16 protein-coding genes and 1 pseudogene are annotated in these 16,683 nt (G+C 36.7%); 15 read left to right on the plus strand and 2 right to left on the minus strand.

Annotated elements, in window-relative coordinates:
• The first annotated feature begins 19 nt into the window (after window positions 1-19).
• The 13 genes and pseudogenes from glnA (at window position 20) to ACN6NB_RS08460 (ending at window position 12,798) form a co-directional block, all read left to right on the plus strand.
• Entirely contained in the window at window positions 20-1,354 is a 1,335-nt protein-coding gene (gene glnA / locus ACN6NB_RS08400; RefSeq protein WP_007499421.1) for a type I glutamate--ammonia ligase, read from the plus strand.
• A gap of 967 nt (window positions 1,355-2,321) precedes the next feature.
• Window positions 2,322-2,492: an XtrA/YqaO family protein gene (locus ACN6NB_RS08405; RefSeq protein ID WP_313959867.1), complete on the plus strand. Its 171-nt coding sequence runs from the start codon at window positions 2,322-2,324 to the stop codon at window positions 2,490-2,492.
• Window positions 2,493-3,378: 886 nt separating this feature from the next.
• Window positions 3,379-3,864, plus strand: a complete 486-nt coding sequence (locus tag ACN6NB_RS08410) for an SMI1/KNR4 family protein (protein ID WP_186315123.1) — start codon at window positions 3,379-3,381, stop codon at window positions 3,862-3,864.
• 448 nt (window positions 3,865-4,312) lie between these two features.
• Window positions 4,313-4,657, plus strand: a complete 345-nt coding sequence (locus ACN6NB_RS08415; protein ID WP_144490505.1) for a structural protein — start codon at window positions 4,313-4,315, stop codon at window positions 4,655-4,657.
• A 67-nt stretch (window positions 4,658-4,724) separates the two neighbouring features.
• Complete coding sequence (locus ACN6NB_RS08420) at window positions 4,725-4,976, plus strand: hypothetical protein (protein WP_144494812.1); 252 nt, start codon at window positions 4,725-4,727, stop codon at window positions 4,974-4,976.
• 534 nt (window positions 4,977-5,510) lie between these two features.
• The gene (locus ACN6NB_RS08425) at window positions 5,511-5,741 is read left to right on the plus strand and encodes a hypothetical protein (protein WP_474253310.1); all 231 of its coding nucleotides are present in this window, start codon (window positions 5,511-5,513) and stop codon (window positions 5,739-5,741) included.
• Between the two features lie 366 nt (window positions 5,742-6,107).
• A pseudogene (locus ACN6NB_RS08430) lies at window positions 6,108-6,845 on the plus strand (XkdF-like putative serine protease domain-containing protein); the annotation flags it as partial.
• Window positions 6,846-7,191: 346 nt separating this feature from the next.
• On the plus strand, window positions 7,192-7,809 hold the full coding sequence (locus tag ACN6NB_RS08435) for a hypothetical protein (RefSeq protein ID WP_142352181.1): 618 nt from the start codon (window positions 7,192-7,194) through the stop codon (window positions 7,807-7,809).
• A 372-nt stretch (window positions 7,810-8,181) separates the two neighbouring features.
• Window positions 8,182-8,763 (plus strand): YiiX/YebB-like N1pC/P60 family cysteine hydrolase, encoded by a 582-nt coding sequence (locus tag ACN6NB_RS08440; RefSeq protein ID WP_099663282.1) that lies wholly within the window; start codon window positions 8,182-8,184, stop codon window positions 8,761-8,763.
• Window positions 8,764-9,068: 305 nt separating this feature from the next.
• A complete protein-coding gene (locus ACN6NB_RS08445) occupies window positions 9,069-10,178 on the plus strand; it encodes a response regulator aspartate phosphatase (protein ID WP_059375450.1) in 1,110 nt (369 codons plus the stop codon).
• Window positions 10,179-10,313 (plus strand): hypothetical protein, encoded by a 135-nt coding sequence (locus ACN6NB_RS08450; RefSeq protein WP_254966822.1) that lies wholly within the window; start codon window positions 10,179-10,181, stop codon window positions 10,311-10,313.
• Between the two features lie 89 nt (window positions 10,314-10,402).
• A complete protein-coding gene (locus ACN6NB_RS08455) occupies window positions 10,403-12,325 on the plus strand; it encodes a T7SS effector LXG polymorphic toxin (RefSeq protein WP_144491251.1) in 1,923 nt (640 codons plus the stop codon).
• Window positions 12,325-12,798, plus strand: a complete 474-nt coding sequence (locus tag ACN6NB_RS08460) for an antitoxin YezG family protein (protein WP_144485285.1) — start codon at window positions 12,325-12,327, stop codon at window positions 12,796-12,798. Before ACN6NB_RS08455 ends, ACN6NB_RS08460 begins: the two co-directional genes overlap by 1 nt.
• Window positions 12,799-13,075: 277 nt before the next feature.
• On the opposite strand, the gene ACN6NB_RS08465 is transcribed toward ACN6NB_RS08460, so the two are convergent.
• On the minus strand, window positions 13,076-13,537 hold the full coding sequence (locus ACN6NB_RS08465) for a macro domain-containing protein (RefSeq protein WP_144491252.1): 462 nt from the start codon (window positions 13,535-13,537) through the stop codon (window positions 13,076-13,078).
• Window positions 13,538-13,765: 228 nt separating this feature from the next.
• Between ACN6NB_RS08465 and ACN6NB_RS08470 the strand changes: the two genes are divergently transcribed.
• Window positions 13,766-14,347, plus strand: a complete 582-nt coding sequence (locus tag ACN6NB_RS08470) for an undecaprenyl-diphosphatase (RefSeq protein ID WP_144491253.1) — start codon at window positions 13,766-13,768, stop codon at window positions 14,345-14,347.
• Between the two features lie 50 nt (window positions 14,348-14,397).
• Here ACN6NB_RS08470 and ACN6NB_RS08475 read toward each other — a convergent pair whose 3' ends face one another.
• Window positions 14,398-14,769, minus strand: coding sequence for an iron chaperone (locus tag ACN6NB_RS08475; protein ID WP_144516348.1), 372 nt, complete (start codon window positions 14,767-14,769; stop codon window positions 14,398-14,400).
• Window positions 14,770-15,373: 604 nt separating this feature from the next.
• Between ACN6NB_RS08475 and ACN6NB_RS08480 the strand changes: the two genes are divergently transcribed.
• A complete protein-coding gene (locus ACN6NB_RS08480) occupies window positions 15,374-16,486 on the plus strand; it encodes a response regulator aspartate phosphatase (protein ID WP_126681888.1) in 1,113 nt (370 codons plus the stop codon).
• Window positions 16,487-16,683 lie beyond the last annotated feature (197 nt).

Here is a 16,683-nt window from a genome sequence, read left to right on the forward strand (position 1 = left end):
AGGGGAGGAGTTTTACGAAATGGCAAAGTACACAAGAGAAGATATCGTAAAATTAGTAAATGAGGAAAACGTAAAGTACATCCGTCTGCAATTTACAGACATTCTCGGAACAATTAAAAATGTTGAGATTCCTGTGAGCCAGTTAGAAAAAGCTCTCGATAACAAATGTATGTTTGACGGTTCATCTATTGAAGGATTCGTACGTATCGAAGAATCAGATATGTACCTATACCCAGATCTAAACACATTTGTTATTTTCCCTTGGACAGCAGAAAAAGGTAAAGTTGCACGCTTTATTTGTGACATTTATAAGCCAGATGGGACACCGTTTGATGGAGACCCGCGTAACAACTTAAAGCGTATCTTAAAGGAAATGGAAGAACTAGGATTTAGTGATTTTAACCTTGGACCTGAGCCAGAATTCTTCTTATTTAAATTAGATGAAAAAGGCGAGCCAACGCTTGAACTAAACGATAAAGGTGGATACTTTGACCTTGCACCAACAGATCTAGGTGAAAACTGCCGCCGTGATATCGTGCTAGAACTTGAAGAAATGGGCTTTGAAATTGAAGCATCTCACCACGAAGTAGCACCAGGACAGCACGAAATTGATTTCAAATATGCAGGCGCAATCCGTTCTTGTGATGACATTCAAACATTCAAACTCGTTGTCAAAACCATTGCGAGAAAACACGGTCTTCATGCGACATTCATGCCAAAACCATTGTTCGGTGTAAACGGATCTGGTATGCACTGTAACCTATCATTATTCAAAAATGGTAAAAACGCATTCTTTGATGAAAAAGCAGATTTACAATTAAGCGAGACTGCTAGACACTTTATCGCAGGTATCGTCAAGCACGCAACAAGCTTTACAGCAGTCACAAACCCAACGGTTAACTCATACAAGCGTCTTGTACCTGGCTATGAAGCACCTTGCTATGTAGCATGGAGTGCACAAAACCGCAGCCCATTGATCCGTATCCCGGCATCACGCGGCATCAGCACACGTGTAGAAGTGCGCAGCGTAGACCCATCTGCAAACCCATACCTTGCACTAAGCGTATTACTTGCAGCAGGTCTAGACGGAATCAAAAACAAACTAGACGCACCAGCACCAATCGACAGAAACATCTATGTCATGGACAAAGAAGAGCGCCTTGAAAACGGCATCGCTGACCTACCTGCAACACTTGCAGAAGCACTCGAGCTGCTGAAATCAAACGAAGTCATGATCAACGCACTAGGCGATCACCTATTCGAGCACTTCATCGAATCAAAAGAAATTGAATGGGATATGTTCAGAACCCAAGTACACCCATGGGAACGCGATCAGTATATGTCTCAGTATTAATAAATAAACCCCCTTGAAGCCATTGGCTTCAGGGGGTTTTTGTTTTGAGGGAGCCATCACCCACAATTCACCCCAGAAAAAAGGGGGCTTTGAAATTTCAACGAAGGTCTCAAAAAAGTATTCAAAACCTTGCTGAAATGATTGGTACGAAGTTCAAGTGAAACGATATTCTCCGCTATATTTGCAAATGTAGAGTGTCTGATTATAAATTATCAGTAGATCACAGTAGTGTAGTTCACATTATTGTTGATCATGAGCTGGAACAGTTAGAGGATGAATTGAGCTTACCTGCAGAAAAAACTAAGATTTAAGAAAAAGTCCATGGACATTGAACGTAAAGTGGTGGGATTGAAAGGAGGATCAGATTAACGAAGGTAAACCGGTACAGACGGAAGAAACATCTGATAATAATTTAGATTCCTCTCAAAGTGTAAAAGACGATTCTGACGGGAATGCTTAAGAAGGCACGCAAACGATCAAAACGATGGTTCCTACTCTATCGCTTAGACGATGGACAGAGTGTTCACCTCTATGAACCACTTAAAAAATATGAACTGCTCAGTCGGATCAGGAAAGGATGGAAAAATTATCAGATGAAAAACAAATTCTTAGAAGGAGTCTGGATTAAAGCATCTAGGAAAGGAAAAAGAGAAACACTTAATAAAGCAGGTTATGTACTTAAAGTAGCCGAGGATGACATTAGTAAGGTTCCTTAGTGGTAAAACCTTGGTTGTTCCAAAGTCTTGGGCGGAAAATTTGGATGAGGCACTTACTGAAGCTGATTTAAAGGTGCTGGTTGACCTGTCTTTTTAAGGGACGAAAACCTTTTTAAAATATGTATACATGATTTGCAAACTCTTCGGGGCAAATAAAAAGAACCAAAGCACAAGGCTACAGATTTAATGAATCTCGATAATTCATTATAACTGGGAGGCCTTCTGCGCATGAATAACTTACAAATTCAACTATTTCCATTAATAACTTTATGACCAAAGGAGAAGTGAAACTCATTATCCTAGATGGCCATTCCAATCAAACGTTTTTAGCTGAAACACCTATTTACGGGAAAACGGAAATCACTACACACGACGCCCAATTTACAAACTTAAATTACTCGAGTTCATACAAAATAATATAGCAGGAGATTCCTGCTATAGGGACAGTCAAAAATCAAAAATAAGTTAATTGCTGATGATTCTGAAATTATTAAAACAGGCATAGTGATGGCAGGTATTTACTTTAAAGTTAGCTAATTAAAAGTGAGATAGGGAGTCACCCTCCTATCTCATTTAATACCAACCTTGATATTTGCCTGTTCAAGTACAATCACCATTTATAGCATCTTAATTTAAAGACACCGAAACATTTGATAGTTCTTTGTTTATTGGTTTTTAGATGTAGATGAATAGTTTTCAGCTCGGCTTGAGGAGTTATTACCTTTTGACTCATGTTGCTGTCTGCATTAGAAGTTGAAGCAAATGCAGGAGATGCAGAAACAAGTAAAGCAAAGGATAACGCGGAACAAGTTATAATTTTTTTAAATCTCATTTAAAACCCTCGCTTGTTTATTTTGATATACCTAATTATCCTATATTTTATAAAAAATTCAAGGGTGTTTTTGTAAAAATACAAACGATTTTCAGAATTAGATAGATTACAAGAAAATTTCCATATGAACTTTCAAGGAGTGGTAGGATGAAATCTGAACAATTGTGATTACTTCAAGGGATTGATGAGAAATCATAGTGGTAAATCATTACCATCACCAACAAAAGCAAATATGAAATGGTATAAGCCTGAAGATAGAGTAAAGAGAGATAAGGACATCCGAAATTAATATATCAGATGTATATTAGTAAATACGGAGATTCTAAATGGGATTGGTCTAGTTTAGACATTCAACATGTTATTCCTTTAGAATATGGTGGAGATAATAAAATGGGTAATTTATATGCACTCACAAGAACGTTGCATCAACAAGAGGTTTCTCCTTGTTGGAGAGGATATAGATAGAAGGTGAAAGATTGAGTAGGATCGTGCAGATATTAGAAAAGCTTGAAAATCAATTAGATGAGAAGAACACCATCAATTTCTCGGTAGACGGTGAAGTCTATGAAAAATGCTGTACCTTCAATGCTCCAGCCGATCAAGAAAATATAAAACAATTTGAAAAGAAACATCATGCATTGCCTGACGATTTCAAAGAGTTTTTATGTCTACATAATGGCGCAAGAATATTTGAAGACATAGTTTTTGGGAACAAGGTGGGTGGAGGATTACACATTTTCAGTTTAGAAGAAATCGAATCCGAGTTGTCTAATGATTTTTTTGATCAGGTTGATGGAACAGCTATTGCTGCTCTTTTTGAAGGGTGCTACTTGATGATAAATAAGGGAAATTCCAACCTTTATCTATTTGAAGACGGTCTAGAATATAGGCTGCTTGATGTAGATTTTGAAACTTTTCTTCAGAAGTATATTAATTCTGAAGGCGATGCGTTTTGGGAATAATAGAACCAAAGTGTCCATGTTTATGGGCACTATTTTTATTTGTAATGCGGAGAAAAAGCCGACAAAAAGGAGGATAAAATGGGGACCTTTTTTCATGCGTGGGTCATCGTATGATAGAGACAAGCAAAACGAACGTGAATATTTTGTCCAGAAGGAAGAACCTGCGGACGCTGATTATTGAGCACTTTAAGTGCCTTGATTGGTGTCCGCATTTTTTATTGGAAGACGCGTCTTTCCCTTATCAATGGCGTATCTGGATACGGAACAAAGGTGTTGAGGAATGTGGCAATACGAGAGGGACATTCTGAGCCTGGATAGCAGCTGGTCTGCGGCGGCCGTATCCGGAGGAAACGATGATTTGATGGGAACAGTCGTCTTTTGGGTGTATGGCTGCAGGTGCTTTGGTGAGGGATAGGAGCGCAAAAATATAAAGAGGGAGATGATGAGCATGGCATCAAAATTTGGTGTATCTGCCAATCCAACAAAAGCAAATCACAAAATTGGAGAGGATAAGGTCGTACGAATTCCGGTGCAAAACCACAACGATTTTAGTGCTGGTCCCAATTTAATTTCACAAAGAAAGGTTAATGGCAAGTGGGAGACAATTAAAACAAACTCCCCGAACCCGCTTAACCCAGGTGAAAAACTTTATGATCAATTTGACATCAAAGAGTCATTTGGTAACAAAAAAGGTACTTATCGATTTAGAGTGGATGTAGAACGTTACGACAAAAAGGGCAATCATATTGCAACTCTTGGAACATTCTACACTAGCGAATTTTACATTAAATAGAACCAATTCAGTGAACACCTGAAAATTTCCAAATCACCTCCGATATATGTTTAGGAGGTGATTTCTTATGAATGAAATTAACGAAACCAACGAATTTACATCATTTGAACAGAGTAAATACACCGGGATTTATTTGAAACAATTTGGGAAAAAGATGCATAAATCAACTATTAATCAACAAACAGCATTTAAAGAGAAAATAAAAAAGCAGTATAATAGAAAAGAAATTCAAATGCTTTTGGGTAGGACTGAAGATATTATAGAGAATAAGAAATCTAATAAGCATTACATTGATGCAACAAATAAACCTAATAATTGACTAGACTTTGCTAGAACGATTAGTATTATTAGCTTGTCGCTCCCTTGAGGAGTGTGGATTGAAAGAAACTATATCTTTAAAGTTAAGAAGAGCCAATGATGTAATTATCATTGGCTCTTTTCTTTTAACGGAATTTAAGTTACCTAAAATCCCAATGGGATAACAGAATTTAAGTTACCTAAATAAAGGGGTGTGTTCTTTACAAGAGCACCCCTTTTTCGTATAGGCGAGGGGCTTGGCACGCCCCCAAGCTTAAACGAGAGCGCGGCAGCTTCACATTCTCCTTATACATTATAGTAGGTGTACTTAGTGTACTTGGTACACCGCTAATATAACAAGGCTTTAAAGTGCACCAATAAAGCGAAGGAGTGTAGAATGACATAAATTCCAACCAAGAACTTTTTTTTTGTTCATTTTGATATAATAGATTCAAAACACTAGTTAAGAACTGCGCTTAATTAAAAATAGAGGAGTACTTATGAAAGAAAAAATTATAAAAGAATATTTCTTTATGTGGGTATAGAGGAAGTCCATTTGTGGATCAAAAAAATGTTACTGAAGCAAGTTGTCTTAGAATGGAAGATAAAAAATATTCATCAAGTAAATGATACCTTATTTTTTGTAGAATGGTTTTTTAAAGCAAAAGAAGAACAACTTTATTCATTTGATGGTATATCAATGATTAGATTTGATGGAAATAAAATCCGATTAATAGAAGAGTATGAAGCTAAACATGAAACTTTTAGACCATGTAAGATTGATTAAAGATGTCCAGGGAAAAGAACATCAATCACATGCACTTAAAACTGATACGATGTGAGGTTAAACACGGTTGAGGGATACTCCGTATGAATGGTACAGAAAATTGTCCAGGGACAAATTTGCTCCGTTTATTAAAGATTGTCGAGGGACAAGAACATGGCCCCATTGAAGTCGCTATTTTAGCGGCTTTTTATTTTATCGGTACAAGTTCTTGTCCCGATTGCCGGAATGCGAAAAGAACATGTTACTATTGCCAATTAGTCATAAATCTAATCGATAAAAGTGGGTACTTTGTGTCATTTTGGTAGGGAACTTTGTGTCAATGTACAATGAGCTTCACATTCAGGAGGCTTCATATTCTAACGTGAATTGATAAATGCAAAAATCACACACGTTTCATACGTGGACAAGGCTGCTAATCAAAAGCAGTTCTTTTTTATGAAGTCAGAAAAACAGCCAGACTTTCAAAAAGAGAACAAGGTCATTGCGAAGGTTGATGATGTGCAGCGTCTTGTGTACGGTATTGTATACGAACCAAACGTTGCTGATGCACATGGGGATTACATGACACCGGAGGAGATTGAGAAAGCCGCTCACGGGTTCCTAAAAGATGCACGTGAGATCGACAAGCAACATGATTTCCAAGGCGGTGTCGGGGAAGTCGTTGAATCTTACATTGCTCCTTCCGATTTTGAAATGGGCGGTGAAGTTATCAAGAAAGGATCGTGGGTCCTTGTGACGAAGGCTTCCGATGAAATCTGGAATCAGATTCAAAAGGGCGAGATCACCGGATATTCAATGGCCGGAACAGCGGATATAGGAAAGCAAGAGCGTGAGCCAGCTTCTGATGAGAAGGGGCTTTTTTCTTTGCTTAAAAACTTCTTTTTGAAAAATGAGAAGCCAGCGGAAGAAGTAAAAAAGGCAGGTCGGAAGTTTTCCGCTGCTAACTTAACTGAATTGAAAAATGCAAGAGCCGCTATCGACAATCTGTTGAGTCAAGCGGAAGAGAAGAAGGAAGAAGAAGTGAACAAAGAAGATTTGCAAAAGATGCTAGAGGAAACGATTGCACCGGTCGTAAAACATCTGGATGACCTTGAAAAGGGGGAAGGCGAAGGATAGCCTAATACGCAAAAAAAACAAATTGACGAAGCTGTCGCAAAAGAAATGGCCGCAACTGCAGGGATGTCTAGGTCCAAGAGATGCAAATAATTTGGATCGATGTATCAAATATAGGTTGTACGAACTTCTCATTCTTGTAAGGAAACAAGTGGTTAAAGATTTCCGATTAAAAAATTGAATTGATTGATAAAGTAAAGTAGTACTACTTCATTATAAGCACAAATACTGGTAGAATTGAGCAAGCAAACCATAAAATACAACTGAGTTAGAGCAGTATAGCCAATATTCGAAAATAATTAAAATATGAGGGAGAAATTTAATGGAGTATGTATTAATGGAACCACCAATTATAATGGAATCCTTTGAAACTTTATCAAAAAAAGAGGCTAAAATTCTCTTCGATTGGTTTGTTAATCAGATACCACTTCGGATTGAAGTTTTGAAAAATGTTACTAATGAAGAGGTGGACTTTAATTTCACCCCCGAATCACTTATAGATATCTATAGTTGGTTTTTATCTCAGATTGAAATTTATGAATTATCAGAAGAAGAGATTGGTAGAGAATTAGAAGAATTAAGGCAATATCCTGATTTTATTTATGAAGATGAAAAAAAGAGCTTATTGGCTAATCCAGTTGAAATTGCAAAAGTGGACTATGCAATAGCAATGGATATCGGGATTTATTATGCAGAAGTTATTAGAAGAAACCATCCTCAAGTAAAGTGGACGTGCTTTACTAAGCCAAAATCTTATGCATACTTAAACAAGCCTATTCTTCATTTCGAAGAAGGCGACAGCATTTATTATGAGCGTGAACCTATAGATTTAATGTTTATTCTGAACCAACGAATTAAAAAAGGAGAAGTAACAGAGCGTACACTTTATGAAATGTATTTTAAAGATGAGAATTTGATATTGGGTGTAGACGAAGATCCTGAAGATGAAGATTAAAAAGAGTAACTTCTGACATGGAAGTTGCTCTTTTCATTTTGTTTTTAGAAACTTGAATAAAGAAAGTATGTCTAAAATAAATACTCAACGAAAATGATTGTTTGCTGATACTCTATAATCATAATACTAGTTGGATTTCAAAAGAATATGGAGATAGCATAAAGAAGATGGGATATTTACAAAATGATTGAGCCCTTATGCGTCTTTTGGTTAATTTAAGAGCTGAAGATCCTTTTCAGTAAATATATTAGAATTGTATTAAATATGAAAATTAGTGAAAAGATACTTATGTAATCCAGAAAAGTATTAATTTTTAATGCCCTTAGAAATTGAGGGATTATTTTTAAATTAGGCAAGGAGGCTGTAATTTAGATGAGTTCGGATAAATTTAAAAGTATAAATACTATAGAATATACCGAATTAAAGAATGATCTGAGGACTGGTGACCTTTTATTATGTTCGGGTGAATATTTGGTAAGTAAGTTAATTAAACAAGTTTCCAATTCACTCTTTAGTCATGTTGGTATTATTCTGAAGTGGAAAGGGCTATTATTAATAATTGAAAGTGTCGAGGACGATGGTGTTAGAATAGTTCCTTTAGAACATTATTTGACTAACTATGAGAATACAAATGAAAGTTATGATGGGAAGCTATATATTGCACGGCACAAACAGTTAAATGAAGATGGTGGTGAAAAACAAAATACCATTATTGTTAAAGGTTTATCTTTATTAAACAAGAATTATGATAAATCTGAAATAGCACAGATAGTTGCTCGAATAGGATTGGGAGTAGGTAAACATAAAGATAATGAGGAGTTTATCTGCTCTGAATTTGTAGATGTATGTTTTAAAGAGGCAGATATTTGTTTTACCTCAGATACAAAAGGTTTTATTTTTCCTGAACACATTGCTGCTGATGAAAATGTTATTCCTATCGCTCGAATAGGTTAATATTTGATTCATAACAAACTGGCCTTCGACATGAGAAAGGCTTGTTTGTTTATGCAATTACCTGTTGATTTTTTTGTGATAGGCATTAAAATAACATTTTGTGAATTCCACTTTTAGCGTAGCCCTTCTAAAAGAACTCAGAATTCGTTCAGTTGCTTGTCACTTCTAATCAGCGATTCTAAAGTCACTCATTCAATGTATTTGCGGGATACCGAAAATTTCTATTAGGGACAGTTTGTCTTTACATATGTTGTAAATCTAGTGTTAAAATATTATAAGGGATTTGCTTAGAAGGGGGTAAAGGGATGACAGAATTAATTGCCTCTCAGGAGGTAGGAAACATGTTAAACACCTGGAATCTTGCCATACAAAAAGGGGATTTGTCGGCAGCTATTGAAATGCAAGATGACATAGACAAGGCAATCGAGCAAATGGAAGAAAATCAAGATGTTCTTTTGTATTATCAACTTTTAAGCTTTAGACTTAAGCTAAAACTTCAGAATATTAGCAAAAACCTAGATAAACCATTCTTTGAGAGGAATGCACCAGACGAAAAAGAAGAGAAGACAAACAAACTCATGTCCTATTACTTCTATTTCTATAATGGGATCTATCATGACTACTTACAAGATTATGATAAGGCGCTAAGTTATTTCAGAATAGCTGAGAAGAAGTTGGCTTATGTTGATGATGAAATAGAAAAAGCAGAATTTCATTATAAACTAGCTGTTCTATTTTATGATTTGAAAATGACTTTCTTATCTAAATATCATGCTCAAATTGCTTGTGACACATTTAATGCACATGAATCATATATCAAAAGACAAATTAACTGTAGAATGCTGCATGCGCTGAACTTAATCGATCAATTTGAATATGAGAAAGCAAGTGAACTTTTTAACGAAGCAGAGAACATGATCCGAAGTATCAATGACAATCATTTAATTATTCATCTCTATTACAGCATGGGTTTTTTGGAAAGCAAAAGAGAGAATGCTGAGAAAGCATCTGCATTTTTTAGACGCACACTGAGTTATGAAGAAATTGAGAAACAAATGTTATTAAAAATGAGATGTTTATATGAACTAGCCAGAATAGAAGTATCAAATCAAAGCAATGAAGTGATTGAATGGGTTGATCTAGGCATTTCTTTGTCGGAACAAGTGAACCATCACATTTTTCAAATTAAATTTAAATTGTTAAAAGAACTATTATATGAAACAAATGAAACTCAACAAGCCAATATCAGTAATTTGTGTGCAGAGCTTGAAGAAAGAAGAGTTTGGGTTGATTTAGAGGAAATCTTGGTTGATGTGGCGAAATATTTAGAGGAAAAAGGCTTGTTGCAACAATCATTGAGTTATTATAAAAGAGCCTTACATGCAAGTCAATTTGTAGGAAAAGGAGTGAATTAAATGAAAAAGTCTTTTTTTATTCCATTATCAATAGCTGTGGTAGCATTAGGTACACTTTTCTTTACAAATGGTTTCATTCAACCTCAACATGATGATGTCCAAACCGTCGCATCAAGAGGGAGCTCTGGAGGATAATTGGTTAAAAAACGATAAAGTGGATTAAAGTGTCAGACTCCTTATGGTATTCTAGTAAAAGAATACGCCATAAAAGGAGTCTTTTTTATATGAAAATATTAGATGCTCCATCTTTACTTTCAGCTGTCGAACAAAGGTCAAAAGTCTATCAGGAGCTTCGAGACGAAATGCAGCATGTGAAAAAAGCATTAAAAAGTGTGTCGGGATTAGGTGATGAATTTACTGGAAAAGGTGCAGATAATATCAAAGCCTTTTATGAGGATCTTGCGCTTTACACGGACACTTATCTTGACTTTATCGATATGCAAAAAGCGTTTTTAGATGGGGTAAAAGGAAAGCTTGATGATGAATCGTTAGGCGGGAGTACATTTATTGATGAGCATTTCTTAGACGCTCAACTGAAACAAGGGATTCAGAATAATAAAGATATGGTTAAGGAACAAAAAGAAGCTCTCTCCACTATTTTTGATGACATCAGTGATCTCATAGAACTGAATGTATTTTCAAGTAAAGAGGTCAATGAACATTTAGATGATGCGAACAAAAAAAGAAAAGATGCAATTGAGGCTGTACATAAAATAGATCATGAGCTAAAAACAGAATACGCAAAATCAGAAGCGATTGAAAAACACCTCGCCACTTTTTATGCAAAAATGATGGCTGCTACAGGAAAAGGGGAAAATGCGCAGCCAATGTATTACGATGCAAAAGCATTTCATGAGACAGATGTGTACAAGAATCATGATAAAATCGATGCACAGGTGAAAGCATATTTAAAGGTGAAAAAAGAAGAAAAAGAGAAACGAAGAATCAAAGAATTGAAAGAAAAGCTCAACGATCCTTCGTGTATATCAGAAGAGAAATACTTTGAGATTGTAGACGAAATTGGATATGAAAACCTTTCTTACGATCAAAAAATGTATTACAGCCAGCTTCTCCAGATCAAAGCGCAGGAAGAAGCATCAGAGGGGTTCGTTGATGTTGTAAAAGGTGCAGCAGTTGGTCTATATGATGTGGCCAAAGATACAGTAGTTGGCATCTATGATCTTGTGACAGATCCTGGAGATGCCGTTGAATCGGTCGTAACGGCTGTTTCCCATCCAATTGAAACGTCGAAAGCGATTGGAAAATCGATTTCAGACTCATTCCAAAAAGAAGTCATTAATGGTGATGCATATTCTCGATCACACTGGTTCGCCTATGCCACTGGCTCTCTAGCAGAAATCGTCTTTGGGTCTAAAGGGGCAGGTGCCATTACAAAAGCGGGGACAACAGCGGCAAAAACAACGGTGAAGAAAGGCCTTGAACAAGGAGCAAAATCATTAGACAGAGTCTCTATTCCGAATCTATTGCCATACTCACCAAAGTTTCAAATGGCTGGCGGCCCGAAGCTGCCGTATAACGTGTTTGACGGAGAAAATCTCAAAAATAAACTCCTCTCTATGGCAAAGCGTCTAGACAACAATTCAGGATACGGTATCTCTAAGACAGGCAGACGATTACCAGCACCAAAATCACCACCAACTGTTGTTAGCTACGGAGATCACTATGTGAGATGGAAACGTAAAAAAGTATTAAAACCAAATGTTGTTTATTCAACAAAGCAAGGCTACACCTATACAACCGATCACTACGGACGTATTGTCAAAGTCGAAGCAAGTGATTTAAAATACGGAGAGGTCAAAAGAAACCAATATGCTCAATCCAATTCAGGGAAGCCAGATCGATTACTAGATGATGACGGAGGTCACTTGATTGCAACTATTTTTAAAGGTTCAGGGGATATTGATAATCTTGTGCCAATGAATGGAAATTTAAATAAAGGTGAATGGAAAAAACTTGAGAATGCATGGGCTGATGCTCTTCAAAATGGTGATCAGGTTAAAGTAAAGATAACACCTAACTATAAAGCTGATTCTCTACGTCCAGAAACTTTTGATATTAAGTATAAAATTGGTGATGATGAATGGGAAATCAGACGATTCGATAATGTGTATGGAGGGAAAAAATAATGAATGAAGAAGAACTAGAATATGTATACAAACAGATAGTTGATATTGTAGTTAAGACAATACCTGTCAATTGGATAAAGGTGTATTTATATGGTGAAGTAGTTGAAGGTTCACAGACTGCTTACTTTTATTTTTTACCTAAGGAAAATGGTGATCAGCCGATCTATAGTCATGAGATCACTGAATTGTTTGAAGTGAGTGAACATGAATACAGAGAAAGATGGCATCAATTAGTTGACTGTATCCAAGAACTTAGGAGAGCGTTTGAACAAAGTGGTCAAGAGCCCTGGACAAATTTCACAATGATATTTAATGAAACGGGACATTTCAATATAGAATTTAATTATGATGATCTTTCGAATACAAACCCTCATGAAAGAAAAACCATTTGGAAATATAATCATCTAGGTATAATACCTAAAAGTAATTCTGGTAAAAAACATTTAGAAAAATATCTTTCTACATTGGAGTAACTTTTGAATGTTTTAAGATGTTATAAATTTCATTTTGATAGATTATAGAAATAAAATAGAGAACTAATTGAGAGCACCATTCCAAGCAGAAATGGTGCTCTTATTAAATAATAACTCCTTTTATTCAATAACAAAACAGACACATGTAATGACAAAATAAAAATATTGATTGTGATTGGAATCAATTGTTATTGATTAGCATGTTAAAGAAACCGATCAACGAAAGCAAAAAGATCGAAAAACAAATTCCTCTTCTAATTTCATTATTCATTACCCTCTATCTAAACCGATAAACCGTCACCTCACAATCACCCAGCACCTCTTCAATCATCTCTTCAACAGTGGTCCAATCGCCACCGGCCAAGCCGCAGCCAATCCCATATGGAATGGCGATGGACGTTTGGTTTTTCTCTTCAGGTGATTGTGTCACTGTATCCTTTAGGTGTTGAAAGCAGCTGCGTAAAGCATCGTAGTCGGTTTGCTTTCTTGTTCTTCCATACCCAGCTTGGGCAAATAGGTTGGCAATTGTTTTTCCATCTTTTGTTCTGATGAGTTGAATGGAGCTTAGCAAGTCATCTCCTTGTTCTGTACATAACTGTTTATAATCTTTGTACACATTCGGATATTTGCTTTTGATCTGTTTCGCTAATCCAGCTCCCATGACTCCTTTACAGTTCACCTGGTGACAAATGATGTCTTCGCTTGCCTCTAATATATTACCGTCTACCGTTTTGATCATATGCAGTAACCCCTTTTTGATAAAATGCAAACTTATGTTCTATTATAACAGTTTTGTTCCTGTGATTTAATAGCCTTTGATGAGTTTTTAGTTAGTACATGATGTTCAAGTGACAGCAAAGTGACAAACCTGTCATATGATTCCATGGTTTGTTCGTTCGATCGATGGAGGCAGACATCTCATTTCCATTATCCTTATCGTAAATCAAGTAAAAAGGGATGAAATGAGATGCGGGAATTTAATGAAGATTTATTTAGGTGGGTGAATCAGCTCAGTATTGATTATGGTTCCATGAATCCGATATTTATTGGACTAGCTGAATATACAGTGCTGCTGGCAGCACTCATGTGTCTGTTTGTATGGTTTCAAAATCGCAGCAGGTACAATAGGGCGATGGTCGTTTCTGCTGGACTGACCTTCATCTTGGCAGAGTTACTCGGGAAAATCGCAGGGGTGTTTTATTTCAATCAGCAGCCCTTTGCAGAAATGAGCCACGTCAATCTTTTGATTCAAAAAGAAGTGAATAACTCGTTTCCGAGTGATCATACCATCTTTATTTTTTCGATTTGCCTGATCTTTTGGCTGTTTCATAAACGCCACTTTTATTGGCTGATCATTGCGTGTGCTGTTGGATTTTCAAGGGTTTGGGTAGGTGTTCATTATCCATTTGATGTCTTCGTAGGAGCTGCTATAGCGTGTTTAACAGCCGCTGCTGTTGTGTATTTGCCGATATTTCAAAAAAGTGTTAATTCCATCTTGTCATGCTATGAATGGCTTGAACAAAAATTGGTAGGGAAGAGAACAAAATAACATGCAGCAGTAAAATACCCCGATCTGTAAAGCTGAGATCGGGGTACTGTTTATTTTCGCCAAAACGTTGAACAATCCGCTTTGTCTTCTATATTAAATTCGATAATTTTTTTCAGGAGAGGATATTCAACTGGCAAGCTTTCTTTCATGCGAAACATCTTTTTGCCATGATCGTACCCAGCTTGTACAATGTCAGCTGAAAATTGATCAATTCCTTTTCCTTCTGGTGCGACAGAAATGTGATGTTTTGCGACGCTAAACCCAATAATAAATGTGCCGTGATCTGTGAACATAGGCTGATTCCAAGCAATTCTTGGCTCTAATTGAGGGAATGTGTCTTCTACCCATTGTAAGATGTCTTGAGTGCGCTGCTTCAGCTCGGGGTTACCGATGTTGCTGATATATTCTTCAAACACATGCATGATATTTATCCTCCATTTCCATCGACCTCATAAGCCTCAGACGGGATTCGAACCCGCACTCCTTTCGTAAGCATAGGCTAGGGGCAACACGCTTCCCTACGGAATTTCACCGACAGGAATTTCACCTGTCTCAGCTCATGTGCTTTTCGGTGCTTCTGAAACCCTTGCCTTGCGACCCGCCAGCTACAATTTGTTTTACGGCGCTCTTCCCTTCTAGAGCTACTGAGGCGTGTAAGTGATTGATCATATTATATAAAGAAACTGGATAAATGAAAAGCTGCGCTGATCATTAGTTTACTGTTCATTAGGAGAATCGCACAAAATAGTCTTTGAAATGATGCGGTATTAACCATCATAAGATTAGAAAGCCCTAACAATGTGCTTTTTTCATTTCATCTCGAGATGTTTATTTTAAAAAAAGGCGGAATTTTTTTGCAAATATCATTGACTAGGAGAAAGAAACGCACTTTCAATGGAAACGGTTATTGAAGATTCAAGTGATTCATATTAAAATGATGTCAAATGGACGAATTAGCAATTGCTAATAGCAGTTCCATATTTAGTGAAATCATGTGCTGCAGCTGAAGGTGATTGGGGGTGTAGAATGAGCAAAGTTCCTGTTGCGGAATTGGCATCATTATTAAATGACTGGAACATGGAAATCAAAAAAGATCATGCAGATGAGGCAGAACGGTTATTTGCCAAAGCGAAACAAGCAGTAGAGGAAATTGACGATGCGGATATCCTCATATACTATTCTCTTCTTGAGAAAAGACATCACATTCTTATGTACAATTTAAGAGGGCAAAAGGGCAATGTTTCACCGAAAAGTATAGAGGGTCATTATGGAAAAAAAGAAGATGACCTGTCTAATCGTCTTGCCTATTATTTCGATTTCTATGAGGGTGTGTATGAGCAGCATCAAGGTAATTATGAGGTTGCATTGCAAATGTATCAAAGTGCTGAAAAGCTCTTAGATAAAATTCCAAGTGAGATAGAACGTGCTGATTTCGATTTTAAAGTGGCATGGCTTTACTACCGGCTTAGTCATATCATGCTCTCATTAAGCTATATCCGCAGAGCGCTTCACGTCTATAAGCGGCACAAGCAGTATGAAAGAAGAACGGCCCTTTCATACTCTCTTATAGCAGCGAATCTAACAGAGATCGGCCGGTATGAAGAGGCGCTTGAGAATTATCGTCTGGCAGAAGAAGTTTTGACAAGTGAGCAGGATGATTTTATGCTGGCTCAGCTTCATCACAATGTGGCCATTTTATATTCATTTTGGAACAAACCGAAGGAATCGATACGTCATCTTGAAAAAGCACTGTCCCATCAAGAGTACTATGATTCAGATTTCTTTTTCCATTCTACGTATCTGATCAGCCGGGAACTCTGTGTGATTGGTGAGAAGCAGCGTGCAAGCCAATATATAGAGGCTGCATATGCCAGAATAAAAGATGCTTCGCATGAAGTGTTTCAGCTAAAAATAGGCATCGTACATGATCTTTACTTAACGCATGCGCCACAAAGATTTCAGCAAATTGATGAGAAATTAAGAAAGTTAGAAGAGAAGAATGAATATCATGAAGTAAAAGAGCTATCACAATTTGCAGCAAAATATTGTGAAAAGCAAGCACTTTATGAGCAGTCTGTTTTTTACTTGAACAAAAGTTTAGAAGCAGATTTACATATGAAAAGAATGGGGTTGATTTAAGATGAAAACAGGACTAAAAGTATTATTTGTTGTTGGTTTAGCGGTCGCTGCGACTGTTCTATCGCAAAACGTTGCGGGTTCATTCGAAGTTGCAGAAAAAATCATTGGTGGTTAATACAATGTATCTCTCGCCCTTGTTGATATCGTCAGCAAGGGTTTTTTGTGTTTTAATAGGCTCTTCTTATTAAACGCTGCAA

This window comes from Bacillus sp. 11B20 (assembly GCF_056098985.1).

Bases quoted from the DNA above. Each gene is read 5' to 3' on its own strand.
- glnA (WP_007499421.1), top strand. From the start codon at position 20: ATGGCAAAGTACACAAGAGAAGATATCGTAAAATTAGTAAATGAGGAA.
- ACN6NB_RS08415 (WP_144490505.1), top strand. From the start codon at position 4,313: ATGGCATCAAAATTTGGTGTATCTGCCAATCCAACAAAAGCAAATCAC.
- ACN6NB_RS08420 (WP_144494812.1), top strand. From the start codon at position 4,725: ATGAATGAAATTAACGAAACCAACGAATTTACATCATTTGAACAGAGT.
- ACN6NB_RS08435 (WP_142352181.1), top strand. From the start codon at position 7,192: ATGGAACCACCAATTATAATGGAATCCTTTGAAACTTTATCAAAAAAA.
- ACN6NB_RS08440 (WP_099663282.1), top strand. From the start codon at position 8,182: ATGAGTTCGGATAAATTTAAAAGTATAAATACTATAGAATATACCGAA.
- ACN6NB_RS08445 (WP_059375450.1), top strand. From the start codon at position 9,069: ATGACAGAATTAATTGCCTCTCAGGAGGTAGGAAACATGTTAAACACC.
- ACN6NB_RS08450 (WP_254966822.1), top strand. From the start codon at position 10,179: ATGAAAAAGTCTTTTTTTATTCCATTATCAATAGCTGTGGTAGCATTA.
- ACN6NB_RS08455 (WP_144491251.1), top strand. From the start codon at position 10,403: ATGAAAATATTAGATGCTCCATCTTTACTTTCAGCTGTCGAACAAAGG.
- ACN6NB_RS08460 (WP_144485285.1), top strand. From the start codon at position 12,325: ATGAATGAAGAAGAACTAGAATATGTATACAAACAGATAGTTGATATT.
- ACN6NB_RS08465 (WP_144491252.1), bottom strand. From the start codon at position 13,537: ATGATCAAAACGGTAGACGGTAATATATTAGAGGCAAGCGAAGACATC.
- ACN6NB_RS08470 (WP_144491253.1), top strand. From the start codon at position 13,766: ATGCGGGAATTTAATGAAGATTTATTTAGGTGGGTGAATCAGCTCAGT.
- ACN6NB_RS08475 (WP_144516348.1), bottom strand. From the start codon at position 14,769: ATGCATGTGTTTGAAGAATATATCAGCAACATCGGTAACCCCGAGCTG.
- ACN6NB_RS08480 (WP_126681888.1), top strand. From the start codon at position 15,374: ATGAGCAAAGTTCCTGTTGCGGAATTGGCATCATTATTAAATGACTGG.